Below are 13,229 nucleotides of genomic sequence, written 5' to 3'. Positions count from 1 at the left end.
CTCCCCTGGGGAGTCGTGGGCTCGCGGGGCCACGCGAAAACGCGAGGGAACGGTCTGTGGCGACGGAGTGGATCGCGGGGCGGTTCCGGCATCCGGGGGTTGCGGACTCGGGCGCCATGGGCGAAGTCCACAGAGCCGAGGATCTGGGAGCCGGTCCGGGCGACGCCGACCGCGTCGCGGCGGTCAAGCTGATCCTCCGGCGCCGGTCCGGCCCGCGGGTCGACACGCACGGCGACACCAAGACCCTGGAACGCTTCACCCGTGAGGTGCGGATCACGCAGGCCTCCGGCCGGCGCCCCCATCTCCCGCGCGCCACCGCCGGGGGGCTGGACGACACGACCGGCGACCCGCCCTGCCTCGCGACGGAATTACTCGACGGCTCCCTCTGGCCGACCTGGGGGACCCGGCCGACCGGGCGACCCGGCCGACCTGGGCGCCGACGAGCCGCGACTGCCGATTTCCTGGTGCCGCCGCTCGTCGGCACCGGCGAGAACGACACCTGCACTCTCACCCCGCCCCCCGGGCCGCGGCCCCGTCATGAAGGGACCTTAGCGTGACGAGTTCGCCGCCGGCCGACGGAGTGGGGCAGCCGCTGTCCGGGGGGCGGGCCGAGGCGGTCGCGCGGGAGAGGGAGCGGCTGAGGGCGCTCAGGGAGCCGCGTACCGCCCCGCCATCGGATCGTACGAGCGGAGCCGCCCTGGCAGTCGCGGGCCCTGATTCCTCCGGGTCCGCATCGACTGCCCGACTTCAGGCACCACCGGCCTCACGAGGAGTAGTGATGCAGGACAGGGCGGGGAACGACAGGACGAGCCTCAGAGCCGAGATGCTGTCGCTGCTGCTCGAACCGCTGGGGGTGGACGCCATGGCCGGGCCGGCCGCACTTCAGCGATTCGCCAAGGACGTGGCCGCGGTCGCCCAGGCACGCGGGTGCGCCGGCCTGCCGCCGTCCGGGAGCACCCTCGCGTGGGTGTCCGACGCGGTGGCGGCCTGCGTCGCGGAACACGAACTGGCCCTTACGGCAACGACTGGGGTCCACACTCCTGCGCCGGACAGGGACGCATCCCTCCGGGAACTGAAGCGGCTCGAAGGGCTGCGGACTCACCTCCGGGCACTGGAAGACGTGCCGGTGGAAGCGCTTCGGGCGGGCGCCGCGGCGGTGGCGGCCGCGGAACGACTGCTGCCCGACCTCCTTGAGCCGTGCCGTCGTGCGGACCGGGAATGGCCCGAGGCGATCTGGCGCTCGATCCGTGAGATCGATATCGAACCCGTGCTGGCCGGTCTGGGAGGTCGACCAGGAGGCCGGAAGGCGGCGGAGGCGCGCGAGCTCGTGCTCAGGCACAGTGCTACGGCGGCCCGGGAGCTGCGTAACCGGGAGCTGGTGCCGCTGCTGGAGAAGGTGCTCGACTTCGTGGCCGCGGAGGAGTCGTTCGAGGCGGTCCTGTCCCAGCGGCCGCACTGGTGGCGCTGGCTCGCACCGGACGTGCGGTGCGGATTCAGATCGGATCGGCGTGCGGCTCTGCTCTGGGCGATCGGGGCCCGGGACACCGGTGCTGTCTCCGGAAGCACGGTGGACATGCTCGCGGACGCCGACATACGGGCGGTGATCGAGCACGGGCTCACGACGGCGCCCGTGAGCACGGGCGTGGCTCCGGCCGCGCCCGCCGCGAGCTCGGCCGCGCGGCTCACGGAGGGGCTACTGGCGGTCGCCTCCCGGACCGACATCAACGAGCTGCGGGCGTTCGAGTCCTGGTACAGGAAGAACGTGGATTTGTTCGACCGCGTGGCGGCGGCCGTGGACCTGCGCCGAACCGAACCGGATCTCCGCGAGGCCCTTGGAGCCCTGGTCAGCCGGCTGGCGTCCGGGGCGGTGGACACGAGCCGATCGGCCTACCGCGACATCCAGAGCACTCTCCGGGAGGAGGCTGAGGCGCGTCTTTCGCGAACGTCGTACTCCGCGCACGTGATCGAGAGCGAGGACCTCGTCGGGGTCATCAGGCGCATCGGGTCGCTCGAACGCGAACTCCGCGACTCCGTAAGGGTCATGCCCTCGGCGGGAGGCAGGCTGCGCGTGGCCATCGCCGGAAGAACCAAGTCCGGGAAGACCACACTCCGCAAGGCGCTGACCCGCGACGCGGACCGGACCGGGATCGGGCGAGGGGCACACCGCACCACGCGGGAGACCTCCGCGTTCCACGTCGGCCCCGTCACGTACCTCGATACGCCCGGCTTCGCCGCGAAGGACGACGACCTCGATGCCCCGCGCGCTCGGGCCGCGTGCGACAGCGCCGACGCGGTGATATGGAACTACGCCGAGACCTTGCGCGAGGAGGAGTCCGCCGAGCTCCAGCGACTCCTCCTCGCGGGGAAACCCCTGCTCGCTGTCGTCAATGTGAAGGGCCGGGTCGACGAACCGCACCGCCTTCAGCGCTTCGTCGAGAACCCGGAAAGAGAGTTCGCGTCGGCGGCGGGTCACGCCGTCCGGATCGCGCAGGTCTCCCGAGCGGTCGACGTCGCGCCGCCCGTTGTCCTCCTGGTCCACTCCGGCGCCGCGCACGAAGCGGTGTCCATGGAGAGTCGCGACCCGGGAGAAAGGGCCCTTCGGGCGAGCAGGCTGCCCGAACTGGAGCTGTCCCTCAGCCGGCTCCTGGCCGAGCGCGCGATTCCGCTGCGCGCGGTTCGGCTGGCCGAGGGTGTCCGGGCGCCGGTCGCCGCGTTCCATGGCCGGCTGGTCGAGGAACTCCCCGGGATCGATCTCGCGCTTGGCGAACTCGAACGCACTGCGTCGAGCGACCGGGCCGCGCTGCTCAAGGCTTTCAGATCTGCGGGCCGGGATATGCGCGCCCGACTCGAAGCCGAGCGCCACCGTGCCAAGGAGCTGTTGCCGGATGTGGTCCGGGACCTGGGTGGCGTGGATGACGCGCGGCGGTGGAGCGACTTCGTCACCGGTCTGGAGTTGGAGGGACTTCTCTCCGATCTCGAGAACGAGTTCGAGCTGGAGGCGGAGAAGCGGGGGATGGTGCTGGGCCCAACGGCGAGCACCCCGGAGCGTCCGGGCGACACGCGACCGCGTGTACGACCGCGTGCCGACCTGAAGGAGAAGGCCGTGAGCCTGGGTACGGCGGCCGCCAAGGGGGCGGCGACAGCCCTGCTGGGCTCCATCGCCGCCAAGGGGATCCCCAAGAAGCTCGCGGTTCCCCCACCCCTGGTGACGGCGAGCTACGTGGCGGAGACCCTGACCGGAGCGGTGAAAGCCGTGAGCGGCGAGGTCGACCGCGCGCGGCGGGCGAAGGACAGATGGACCAGCGCGACCACGACCGAGGCCGAGGCGAGCCTCGATGAACTGTTCGACAGGCTCGCGGCGTGGTCGGCTCGCCTCACCGATGACGCGACGGCTCACGTCGAGGCCCTGTCCGAAGCGCGGTCTGCGGACATCAGCGGCACGCGGGAGCGGCTCGAGCGGCTCAGTCGGCTGCGGCCGGTCGTACGGTCCACGCTCGACGCGATCGACCTCGTCCTGGCGCGCCGGCTCCTGGCCCTCGCGGGCGGGGACCCGGCGGCGATTCGCCTGGCACGTCGGACACCGGGAGTCGTACTTCACGTCTGGACCGACGTGTCCCGCGTCGCGGACGTACGGGAGTGTCTGCGGGACCAGTACGTGGATGTCCTCACCGAACGGATCGAGATCCGCACGGATTCCGGATGCCTCGACACCCGCGAGGGAAGCGAAGGGAACGCAAGCGAAGGGAACACAGATGACTGACGGCAATCCGGCTGACGCGTCCAGGAACGAGGGTCCCAGGAACGAGACTCCCAGGAACGAGGCTCCTAAGAACGAGGCTCCTAAGAACGAGGCTCCCAGGAACGAGGGTCCGGGCGCCACCGTGCTCGCGCTGACCGCACGTGCCGAGGAAGTCCTGAACGCCCACCCTCGAAGTCGTGGCCTGACCGCGAGCCTGCCTCGTGCGGACACGAGCCCGCTGCGGATCGCGCTCACGGGTCCGTACAGCGCGGGGAAGTCCACGCTCGTCGCGGCACTGCTCCGGCTCCCGCCGACCGCCGTCGGTGAACTCGTCGACGCGGCGCCCAAGACCCACGAGGCGACGTCCTACGAGTGGAACGGCGTGACGCTCGTCGACCTGCCGGGGACGTTGTCGGGTATCGACGGGCATTCCGATGCGGCACGGCGCGGCGTGTGTGGTGCGGACGCGCTGATGATCGTGACGACGAGCGAACTGCCGGGCGAAGCGGAGACCAGCGCGATCGTGCGGACACTCGACGCCGATGGGTTCGCCGACCGAAGTGTCCTCGTCGTCAACAAGATGAACGCCGAGAACAGTGATCGTGACGTCATCCTCGACGAGGTCCGCGGGCGACTCGGGCCCTTCGCCGATCGTGTCCCGATCGTTCCGACCGACGCACGCGACTACGTCGACGCGGTCAATGACCCCGCTCTCTCCGCCACTCAGCGCGAGTCGCTTGTCGCGGAGAGCGGCATCGACGCTCTGACGGCCGAGTTGCGGAGACTCGTCGCGCCCGGTGTCAGCGGTATCCGGCCCAAGGCGCAGGCGTTCCAGCTCCTTCGCGTACTCGCGGACGCCGAGCGGCAGTGGGCGCTGAAGGGCGAGGAACTCGGTGTCGTGGAGACGACGAAGAAGGTCGAGGAGTCGATCTCCCGGGCGAAGGAGCGGGTACTGAGCGCCCTGGAGAGGGAGAGCGAAGTCGTCGCTGCCAGAATCAGGACGGCCGGGGACAGGGCCGCTGCCGGCGTCTCGGAGAAGGACGGCGTCGTGCCCGGTCACGTCGCCCGTGGCGTTCAAGAGGAACTGGAATGTGCGAGGACCGAGTTCGACGCCCGTTTCTCCTCGTCGGTGAGGACGGCCTTCGACACGCTGGTCGCCGAGTACGGTACCGGTGTGCCCGAGCCCGAATCCTGGGTGAACGACCTCGAAGCACCCGGGCCGATGACCGACGCGCCCCCGGATGACGCGTCGCCGTTGACGCAGGGGGTCAAGGAAGCGGCGAGGAAGGCCGCGAAGACGGGCGCCGCGAAGGCCCATGAGTGGATCGGGAAGGTCGCCGACGGCGGCAACGGGCCGGGTAGCGCGGCCTCCGCTGTCGCGCAGAAGCTCAGCAGGACCCGGGCGGGCCAGAAGGTCCTCGATGCCGGCGGGAAGGTCACCAGCGGTGCGGGGAAGTTCAAACCGTGGGGCAGGACCAAGGCGGCCGGCCGGGTGGCCGACGTGGCCGGCAAGGTGCAGTGGGCCCTGGCGGTCATGGGGCCGGTGATGGACCTGACGAGCGTCGCGCAGGATCAGAGCAAGTGGATGGCGGTCAACAAGCGGCGGAAGCGGATGAGCCATCACTTCGATGAGGAAGCGCGCGAACAGCGGACCGCTCTCACCGAGTCCGGCGAGCGGTACCTGAGCACGTGGATCACCGAGGTGGAACGGTCGCTCAGTGGTCTCACGAAGCGGGGTGCGGAGATCAGCGCCGAGCGTGAAGCGGCGTTGGCGGCGATCGGGGGCCTCCGTGACGAGGCCGAGAAGCTGGTCGGGCCGCCCCGCTGACCTGGCGGTCCCTGATCCCGGTGGTGAACCTGCCCCGTGACCACGACGGCGTGGGCCGTCGCGACCCCGCCAGGGCTGTTGCCGAGGCGACACCCTGGCGGCGGCAGCCAAGGGCGCGGCGTGGCGGTGGGGCCGGTTCACCGGGCGATCGGCTCTCACCCTGGTCGCCCACCCGATGGGTTCCCCTCATGCCCAGCCGCCTCCTCGAACTGCACGTCGAGAACTTCCGAAGCCTGCGCGACGTGACCGTCCCGCTCGGTCCGCTGACCGTGCTGGTGGGGCCGAACGGTGTGGGCAAGTCGGACGTGTTGAAGGTCTTCGACTTCCTCGCGGACATCATCCGTACGGACCTCCAGCCCGCGCTCGACACGAGAGGCGGGTTCGACGAAGTCGCTTTCGGCGCGCCCTGTGGTCCCGCGCCGGCGTCGCCGACGACGAGGTTTCGGCCAGCGTCATCGCCGGCGGACTGCGTCCTGTCGGCGACGGCCTTCTCGCCCGTGTGGCCCGCCTGTACACCGAGGCCGGTCAGGCCGCCGGCCTGACCCCCGCCCACGTCAGGAACCCGGGCGAGCTCGTCATCTGCTGACGGTCCATCTCGCGGCGCGGGCCGATCCGTTCCCGCTGCCCCTGCGGACCGCCGTCTCGTACACCGCCGAGCGCTGGGCGGACGAGGAGGCGGCCGCCGAGGTCGGCAGCCGCCGCTCCGTCGCTCGTGCGATCGGCAAGGCGGCGCTCCTCGCCCCCCGCGCCCCCGTGGCCACGCTCCCCGCCCTGGCGAGCGCGGGCCCGGTGCCCCGACGGGTCGCCGCCTTGATGCGCCCGGCGCCGGTGGGCCGCGCGTGGCCGCCGGCCGGTACGGCCGTCGGGCTCGCCGGCTGGGGCGCCGCCTGCGGCGCGGCCGTGTCCGCGCTCTCCTCGGCCAACGCGGCGGTCACGCTGTTCCTGGTGCTGCGCGGGGTCGCCTCTCCGGTGTAGAAGCCCGCCCCCTCCGGGGAGGCCGGGTGGCTAGAGGTCGAACTCGTGGGGCGGCAGGTCGAGGGTGAAGCAGGCCTCGCGGACCACGGCCTGCTCCGTCTTGTCGAAGTCGCCGTCGGCGCCGCCGATGACGATGCCGATCTGGACGACGGCACGGGCCTCGGCCGGCTTCTTCTTCGCCTTGGCGATCTCCTGGAGGACGCTGACCTTGCCGAAGTCGAAGTCGGCGGTCAGCTTGTCCAGGTTGGCGTCGAAGCGGCGCTGGAGGTCGAGCGCGTCGAAGTTCTGCAGCACCTCGTTGGCCGAGATGAGCTGGGCGACCCGACGGCGCTCGGTGGGGTCGATCGTGCCGTCGGCGGCGGCGACCAGTGCGCACATGGCCATGCTCGCGTCCCGGAACGCGCCGCTCTTCAGGTCGTTCCTCTTCGCCACCAGCTGGGTCTGCATCGTCGATGCGGATTCCTTGAAGCGGTCCCACAGGGCCATGAGTACTCCAGACGTCGATTACTTCTACGGTCTTGTAGAACGTGGCAGTGCGTCACGGAGTTCCCGGGATCCTGGAAGGCAGGGGGGTGGGGATGGGGGAGGGGATGGGGGAGGGGTCGCCGGGCGGTGGCGCCCACTGATCAGACGCCCAGGAGCTGGAGCGAGCCCCACAGGGCCACGGTCGCGGCGATGAGGGTGGCCGGGACGGTGAGCAGACCGAGCCGGGTGAACTCCCCGAGGGCGACCGGGTGCTCGTGCTCGTGGGCGATGCGGCGCCAGAGGAGGGTGGCGAGGGAACCGGCGTACGTGAGGTTGGGGCCGATGTTGACCCCCAGCAGTACGGCGAGCACCGCGCCCGGACCCGAGGCCGCCGCGAGCGGGACCAGGGCCAGGGTCGCGGGGAGGTTGTTGATCAGGTTGGCGAGGACGGCGGCGACCGCCGCGACGCCGAGCAGGGCCGGGAGGGAGGTGCCGTCGGGGAGGGCGTGGGCGAGGACGGTGCCGAGACCGTTGTCGACGACGGCCCGGACGACGATCCCGAGGGCCAGGACGAACGCCAGGAACGGCAGCGAGGCCGAGCGGACGAGCGCGCGCGGGGTGGTGCGCCGACGGGCCAGGGCGCGTACGGCGAGGGTGGCGGCGCCGGCCGCGGCCGCCCACGCCGGGTCCACCCCCGTCGCCGAGGCCAGCGCGAATCCGCCGAGGGTCGCCGCCACGGTGAGCAGCGCGAAGAGCGGGACCTCGACGGGCTCCGGCGGGTCGGTCGGGGCCGCGGCGGCGGCGAGGTCGCGGGCGAAGAAGCGCCGGAAGACGGCGTACTCGACCGCGATCGCGGCCAGCCAGGGGAGCAGCATCAGCAGCGCGAAGCGGGTGAAACCGAGCCCGGTGGCGGTGAAGGCGAGCAGGTTGGTGAGGTTCGAGACGGGCAGGAGCAGCGATGCCGTGTTCGACAGGTGGGCGCTCGCGTAGACGTGGGGTCCGGGGCGGGCTCCCATCCGGGTGGCGGTCGCGAAGACCACCGGGGTGAGCAGGACGACCGTCGCGTCCAGGCTCAGTACGGCGGTGATCAGCGAGGCCAGGGCGAAGACGGCGCCGAGCAGCCGCTGGGGGCGGCGGCGCGCCCAGCGGGCCATCCAGGTGCCGCAGGCGTGGAAGAGCCCTTCGTCGTCGCAGAGTTTGGCGAGGACGAGGACGGCCGCGAGGAACCCGATCACCGGCCCCAGCCGCTCGGCCTCCTCGCGTACGGCCTCGGTGGTGGTCGCGCCGACGGCCAGGACGGCGCCGGCGGCCGGTACGGCGAAGACCGCCTCGGGCAGGCGGAACGGGCGGACGACGGCGCAGATCAGCACCACGGCCAGGGCGAGTACGGACACGGACGTCACGAGCATGCGTTCGATGATGCGGGGTCGGCGTGGCGGGACGTTCCGGGGGTCCCCTGTCGTCGGCCGACCTCTCCTGCCCGGCTCGGCGGGGCTCGGCGCGGCCCGGGCTCACCGGCCCGGTTCGGCCGTCCCTCCGCGCCGCCGGGGGTGGGGCCCATCCGCCGCCTCGGCCCGGACCCACCCGGGCAGGCTGATCGTCCGTCAGAACTGAGGGGTGACGGAACCCTTGTGGCCCGTATCCCTATCAGTAAAATGTCACACACCATACAAGGGAGTTCCTTCATGGCCCAAGAGCAAGCCGCCGTTCACCGCGCCCGCCCCTGGCACGGCATCATGGTCGCCACCGCGCTCCCCCTGCGCGACGACGGCTCCGTCGACCACGACGCCTACGCGCGCCACGTCGCCTGGCTGATCGAGCAGGGCTGCGACGGGGTCGTCCCGAACGGCTCCCTCGGCGAGTACCAGACCCTCACCGCCGAGGAGCGCGCCCGCGTCGTACGGACCGCCGTCGAAGCGGCCGGGGACGGCGCGCGGGTGATGCCCGGCGTCTCCGCGTACGGCGGCGTCGAGGCCCGGCGCTGGGCCGAGCAGGCCGCGGAGGCCGGCGCGGGCTCGGTCCTGCTCCTGCCGCCCAACGCCTACCGGGCCGACGAGCGCTCCGTACGCGCCCACTACGCCGAGGTCGCCGCGGCCGGCCTGCCCGTCGTCGCCTACAACAACCCGATCGACACCAAGGTCGACCTCACGCCCGCCCTTCTCGCCCGGCTGTACGCCGACGGCAGCATCGTCGCCGTCAAGGAGTTCAGCGGGGACGTCCGCCGCGGCTACGAGATCGCCGAAATCGCCCCGGGGCTCGACCTGATCGTCGGCGCCGACGACGTCCTCCTCGAACTCGCCCTGGCCGGCGCGGTCGGCTGGATCGCCGGCTACCCCAACGCCCTTCCGCGCAGCTGCGCCACGCTCTACCGGGCCGCCGTCGCCGGGGACCTCGACGTCGCGCTTCCCCTCTACAGGTCGCTGCATCCGCTGTTGCGCTGGGACTCGAAGACCGAGTTCGTCCAGGCGATCAAACTGTCCATGGACCTCGCTGGCCGGCCCGGAGGCGCCACCAGGGCGCCGCGCGTCCCGCTGACGCCGGAGCAGGAGGCCGTGGTCCGCGCGGCGACGGAGAAGGTCCTCGCGGACGGCCACGCGTAACCCGGCAGGCACGCGGGCGCGTGCACGCGTACGCCGCGCGGGCATCCGGGTACGCACACCGCGCAAGCATCCGGATACGTACGCCGCACAGGCATCCGGATACGCGCACGCGCAGCCACGTGCGCGCGTACACCCGCCCACACCCGGACACCTACACACGCAGAACCGAAGGGACCCCATGCGCACCCGCCACGTCTACCACGCGGTGGACTCCCACACCGAAGGCATGCCCACCCGGGTGATCACCGGGGGCATCGGTGTCGTCCCCGGCGCCACCATGGCCGAGAAGCGGCTCCACTTCGCCGCCCATCTGGACCACGTCCGCACCCTCCTCATGTTCGAGCCGCGCGGGCACGCGGCGATGAGCGGCGCGGTACTCCAGCCGCCGACCCGGCCCGACGCCGACTACGGCGTCCTCTTCATCGAGGTCTCGGGTCTCCTCCCGATGTGCGGCCACGGCACCATCGGGGTCGCCACCGTCCTCGTGGAGACGGGGATGGTGCCGGTCGTCGAACCCGTCACCACCGTCCGCCTCGACACCCCGGCGGGGCTCGTGAGCGTCGACGTCCGCGTCGAGGACGGCCGCGCGTGCTCCGTCACCCTCACCAACGTGCCCGCCTTCGCCGCCGGGCTCGACCTCAAGGTGGACGTGCCCGGGTACGGCGCCGTCACCTACGACCTCGCCTACGGTGGCAACTTCTACGCCTTCGTGGACCTCGACTCCCTGGGGCTGCCGTTCGACCGCGACCGCAAGGACGAGCTGCTGGCCGCCGGGCTCGCCGTCATGGAGGCGGTCAACGCGGGTCCCGACCGGCCCGTGCACCCGGAGGACCCGGCCATCGCCGGGGTGAAGCACGTGTACCTGACCGCCCCCGGCTCCGACGCGGTCCGCTCCCGCCACGCCATGGCCATCCACCCCGGCTGGTTCGACCGATCCCCGTGCGGCACCGGAACGAGCGCCCGGCTGGCCCAGCTGCACGCCCGGGGGCTGCTCGCCCCGGACACCGACTTCGTCAACGAGTCCTTCATCGGGACCGAGTTCACCGGGCGGATCGTCGGCGAGACGGAGGTGGCCGGCCGGCCGGCCGTCGTCCCGACCGTCACCGGCCGGGCCTGGATCACGGGCACGGCCCAGTACTTCCTCGACCCCGAGGACCCCTTCCCCGCCGGGTTCCTGCTCTGAGACCCGCCGGCCTCCCTCCGGGGGCTCCCGGAATCCCGCCGGGGCTCCCGGAACCCCCGACTTTCGCACCCGCCGAGAGAGAAACGTGACATTGTACGATGCTCCTTCGTGACTTCTCGGAGGGCGCACGATGGGTGACCTGAAGCAGTACGGCCTCGTCAGAGCGCAGGAACGACTCCGCGACCAGGTCGGCCATGCCCTCCGCGCCGCCCTGATCGCCGGTGAACTGCGGCCCGGCCAGGTCTACTCGGCCCCCGGACTCGCCGGCGACCTCGGCGTCTCCGCGACCCCGGTCCGCGAGGCCATGCTCGACCTGGCCCGCGAGGGCCTGGTCGAGCCGGTCCGCAACAAGGGCTTCCGCGTCACCGAGGTCAGCGAACGGGACCTCGACCAGTTCACCGAGCTGCGCACCCTCATCGAGGTCCCCACCATCGGCCGCGTCACGCGGCAGGCCGACCGCGAGCAGCTGGAGGATCTGCGCCCGGTCGCCGAGGAGATCGTCGCCCGCGCCCGGGAGCACGACCTCATCGGCTACCTGGAGGCGGACCGCCGCTTCCACCTCGCGCTGCTCGCCCTCTCCGGCAACGAACGCCTGGTCGAGACGGTGGGAGACCTGCGCAAGCGCTCCCGCCTGTACGGTCTGACCGGCCTCGACCGGGCCGGCAAGCTGGTCACCTCCGCGGAGGAACACCTCGAACTCCTCGCCCTGATGATCGCCGGGGACGCGCGGGGCGCCGAGGCCTGCGTGCGCCGCCACCTCGGCCACGTACGGTCGCTGTGGGCGACGCCCGGGACGAACCGGTCGGCTGCGGATAGCGGATAGCGGATAGCGGACAGGGGCCCGTCGAGACCGCGCCCCGTAGCCGACGGAGGCGCTCCCGAAGGCGCTCCCCAGCGCGCTCCCCAGGACGCCAACTGGGCTGCCTCCAGGCCCAGTCGGTCGACCTGGACAGCACCATGAACCTCTATATGCTGACACCATGCTCTCTGCCGCCTCCGAGCCCGCGAACGCCACCGCCTCCGCCCCTTCCGCGCCCGCGCCGGCCACCGCCTCCCGGCTGGCCGGCGTCGGATCGTCGCCGGTACGGGAGATCCTGGCGCTGACCGCGCGGCCCGAGGTGATCTCCTTCGCGGGCGGCCTGCCCGCCCCCGAGCTGTTCGACGTCGCGGGCATCCGCGCGGCGTACGACGGCGTCCTGACGGACAACCCGCAGTACGCGCTCCAGTACTCGACCACCGAGGGCGACCCGGAGCTGCGTACCGCCATCGCCGCCCGGCTCACCGCGCGCGAACTGCCCACCGGTGCCGACGACCTGCTCGTCACCACGGGCTCGCAGCAGGCCCTCACGTTGCTCACCACCGCGCTGGTCGAGCCCGGTGCCGTCGTGCTCGTCGAGGACCCCTGCTACCTCGCGGCCCTCCAGACCTTCGGTTTCGCCGGCGCGCGGGTCGTCCCCGTGCCCACCGACGACCACGGTGTCCTCCCGGAGGCCCTGGAGGAGATCGCGGCCCGCGAGAAGCCGACCCTCCTCTACCTCGTGCCCACCTTCCAGAACCCCACGGGCCGCACCCTTCCCGCCGAGCGCCGCACCGCCGTCGCCGAGGCCGCGGCACGGCTCGGATTCTGGATCGTCGAGGACGACCCGTACGGCGAACTGCGCTACGACGGAGAGCGCGTCCCCTGGATCGCCGCCGATCCCGTGGCCGCCGACCGCACCGTACTGCTCGGCTCCTTCTCCAAGGTGATGGCCCCGGGCCTCCGGCTCGGCTTCCTGCGCGCCCCGGCCGGGCTGCGCCGCGCCTGTGTGATCGCCAAGCAGGCCGCCGACCTGCACACCTCGACCATCGACCAGGCGGCGGCCGCGCGGTACCTGCGCGACAGCGACCTCGACGCGCACGTCGCGGTGATGCGGGCCGCGTACCACGAGCGCAGGGACGCGATGCTCGAAGGCCTGCCGGCCGCGCTGCCCGAGGGCAGCCGGTGGAACAGGCCGGAGGGCGGCATGTTCATCTGGGTGACCCTGCCCGCCGGTCATGACGCGACGGCCCTCCTGAAGACCGCGGTCGGGCACGAGGTGGCGTACGTGCCGGGGGCGCCGTTCTTCTGCGGGGAGCCGGACCCGGGCGCGATGCGGCTCTCGTTCACCACGCACTCGGCCGACGAGATCAGGGAGGGACTGCGCAGGCTCGCCAAGAGCTTCGCGTAGCTTCGTGATCATGGCCAGGACCGACACCACCCAGCGGCGGGTGGGGCCGCCCGGGTGCGCCTGCGCGAACCGGTGACGGAGCGGCGCGCGGTGGTCCACCAGGGCATCGGCGACGAGGAGTACATTGCCGCACTCAAGGGGCTGCGCAGCAGGATCGCCCACGTCGAGGCCGCGGCCGGGAACGTCTGGGCGGTCGGCGGCGCGCAGGCCACGGCGGACAGCGTCGAGGCGG

Annotated in this window: 9 protein-coding genes and 2 pseudogenes; 9 read left to right on the top strand and 2 right to left on the bottom strand. The window is 72.2% G+C overall.

The window, feature by feature from the left end:
* Positions 1-116: 116 nt before the first annotated feature.
* From ACRRSS_RS26140 to ACRRSS_RS26120, 5 genes and pseudogenes are all read left to right on the top strand, one after another.
* Positions 117-557, top strand: coding sequence for a hypothetical protein (locus ACRRSS_RS26140; protein WP_435973553.1), 441 nt, complete (start codon positions 117-119; stop codon positions 555-557).
* A gap of 266 nt (positions 558-823) precedes the next feature.
* Positions 824-3,760, top strand: a complete 2,937-nt coding sequence (locus ACRRSS_RS26135; protein WP_435973552.1) for a GTPase — start codon at positions 824-826, stop codon at positions 3,758-3,760.
* Complete coding sequence (locus ACRRSS_RS26130; protein ID WP_435973551.1) at positions 3,660-5,567, top strand: GTPase; 1,908 nt, start codon at positions 3,660-3,662, stop codon at positions 5,565-5,567. Before ACRRSS_RS26135 ends, ACRRSS_RS26130 begins: the two co-directional genes overlap by 101 nt.
* 188 nt (positions 5,568-5,755) lie before the next feature.
* Positions 5,756-5,965, top strand: a pseudogene (locus ACRRSS_RS26125) (AAA family ATPase); the annotation flags it as partial.
* 175 nt (positions 5,966-6,140) lie between these two features.
* Positions 6,141-6,542: pseudogene (locus tag ACRRSS_RS26120) on the top strand (M56 family peptidase); the annotation flags it as partial.
* Between the two features lie 30 nt (positions 6,543-6,572).
* Here ACRRSS_RS26120 and ACRRSS_RS26115 read toward each other — a convergent pair.
* Positions 6,573-7,028: a tellurite resistance TerB family protein gene (locus ACRRSS_RS26115; RefSeq protein ID WP_435973550.1), complete on the bottom strand. Its 456-nt coding sequence runs from the start codon at positions 7,026-7,028 to the stop codon at positions 6,573-6,575.
* Positions 7,029-7,168: 140 nt separating this feature from the next.
* Entirely contained in the window at positions 7,169-8,416 is a 1,248-nt protein-coding gene (locus ACRRSS_RS26110; protein WP_435973549.1) for an SLC13 family permease, read from the bottom strand.
* 276 nt (positions 8,417-8,692) lie between these two features.
* On the opposite strand from ACRRSS_RS26110, the gene ACRRSS_RS26105 reads away from it, so the two are divergent.
* The 4 genes from ACRRSS_RS26105 (at position 8,693) to ACRRSS_RS26090 (ending at position 12,997) form a co-directional block, all read left to right on the top strand.
* Positions 8,693-9,607: a dihydrodipicolinate synthase family protein gene (locus ACRRSS_RS26105; protein WP_435973548.1), complete on the top strand. Its 915-nt coding sequence runs from the start codon at positions 8,693-8,695 to the stop codon at positions 9,605-9,607.
* A gap of 178 nt (positions 9,608-9,785) precedes the next feature.
* Positions 9,786-10,790, top strand: coding sequence for a proline racemase family protein (locus ACRRSS_RS26100; protein ID WP_435973547.1), 1,005 nt, complete (start codon positions 9,786-9,788; stop codon positions 10,788-10,790).
* A gap of 130 nt (positions 10,791-10,920) precedes the next feature.
* A complete protein-coding gene (locus ACRRSS_RS26095) occupies positions 10,921-11,613 on the top strand; it encodes a GntR family transcriptional regulator (RefSeq protein ID WP_435973546.1) in 693 nt (230 codons plus the stop codon).
* Between the two features lie 157 nt (positions 11,614-11,770).
* Positions 11,771-12,997, top strand: a complete 1,227-nt coding sequence (locus ACRRSS_RS26090; RefSeq protein WP_435973545.1) for a PLP-dependent aminotransferase family protein — start codon at positions 11,771-11,773, stop codon at positions 12,995-12,997.
* Positions 12,998-13,229: the final 232 nt, after the last annotated feature.

This window comes from Streptomyces sp. Qhu_M48 (assembly GCF_051305195.1).
Lineage (GTDB): Bacteria > Actinomycetota > Actinomycetes > Streptomycetales > Streptomycetaceae > Streptomyces.
This window is presented reverse-complemented; position numbering and strand designations above follow the sequence as displayed.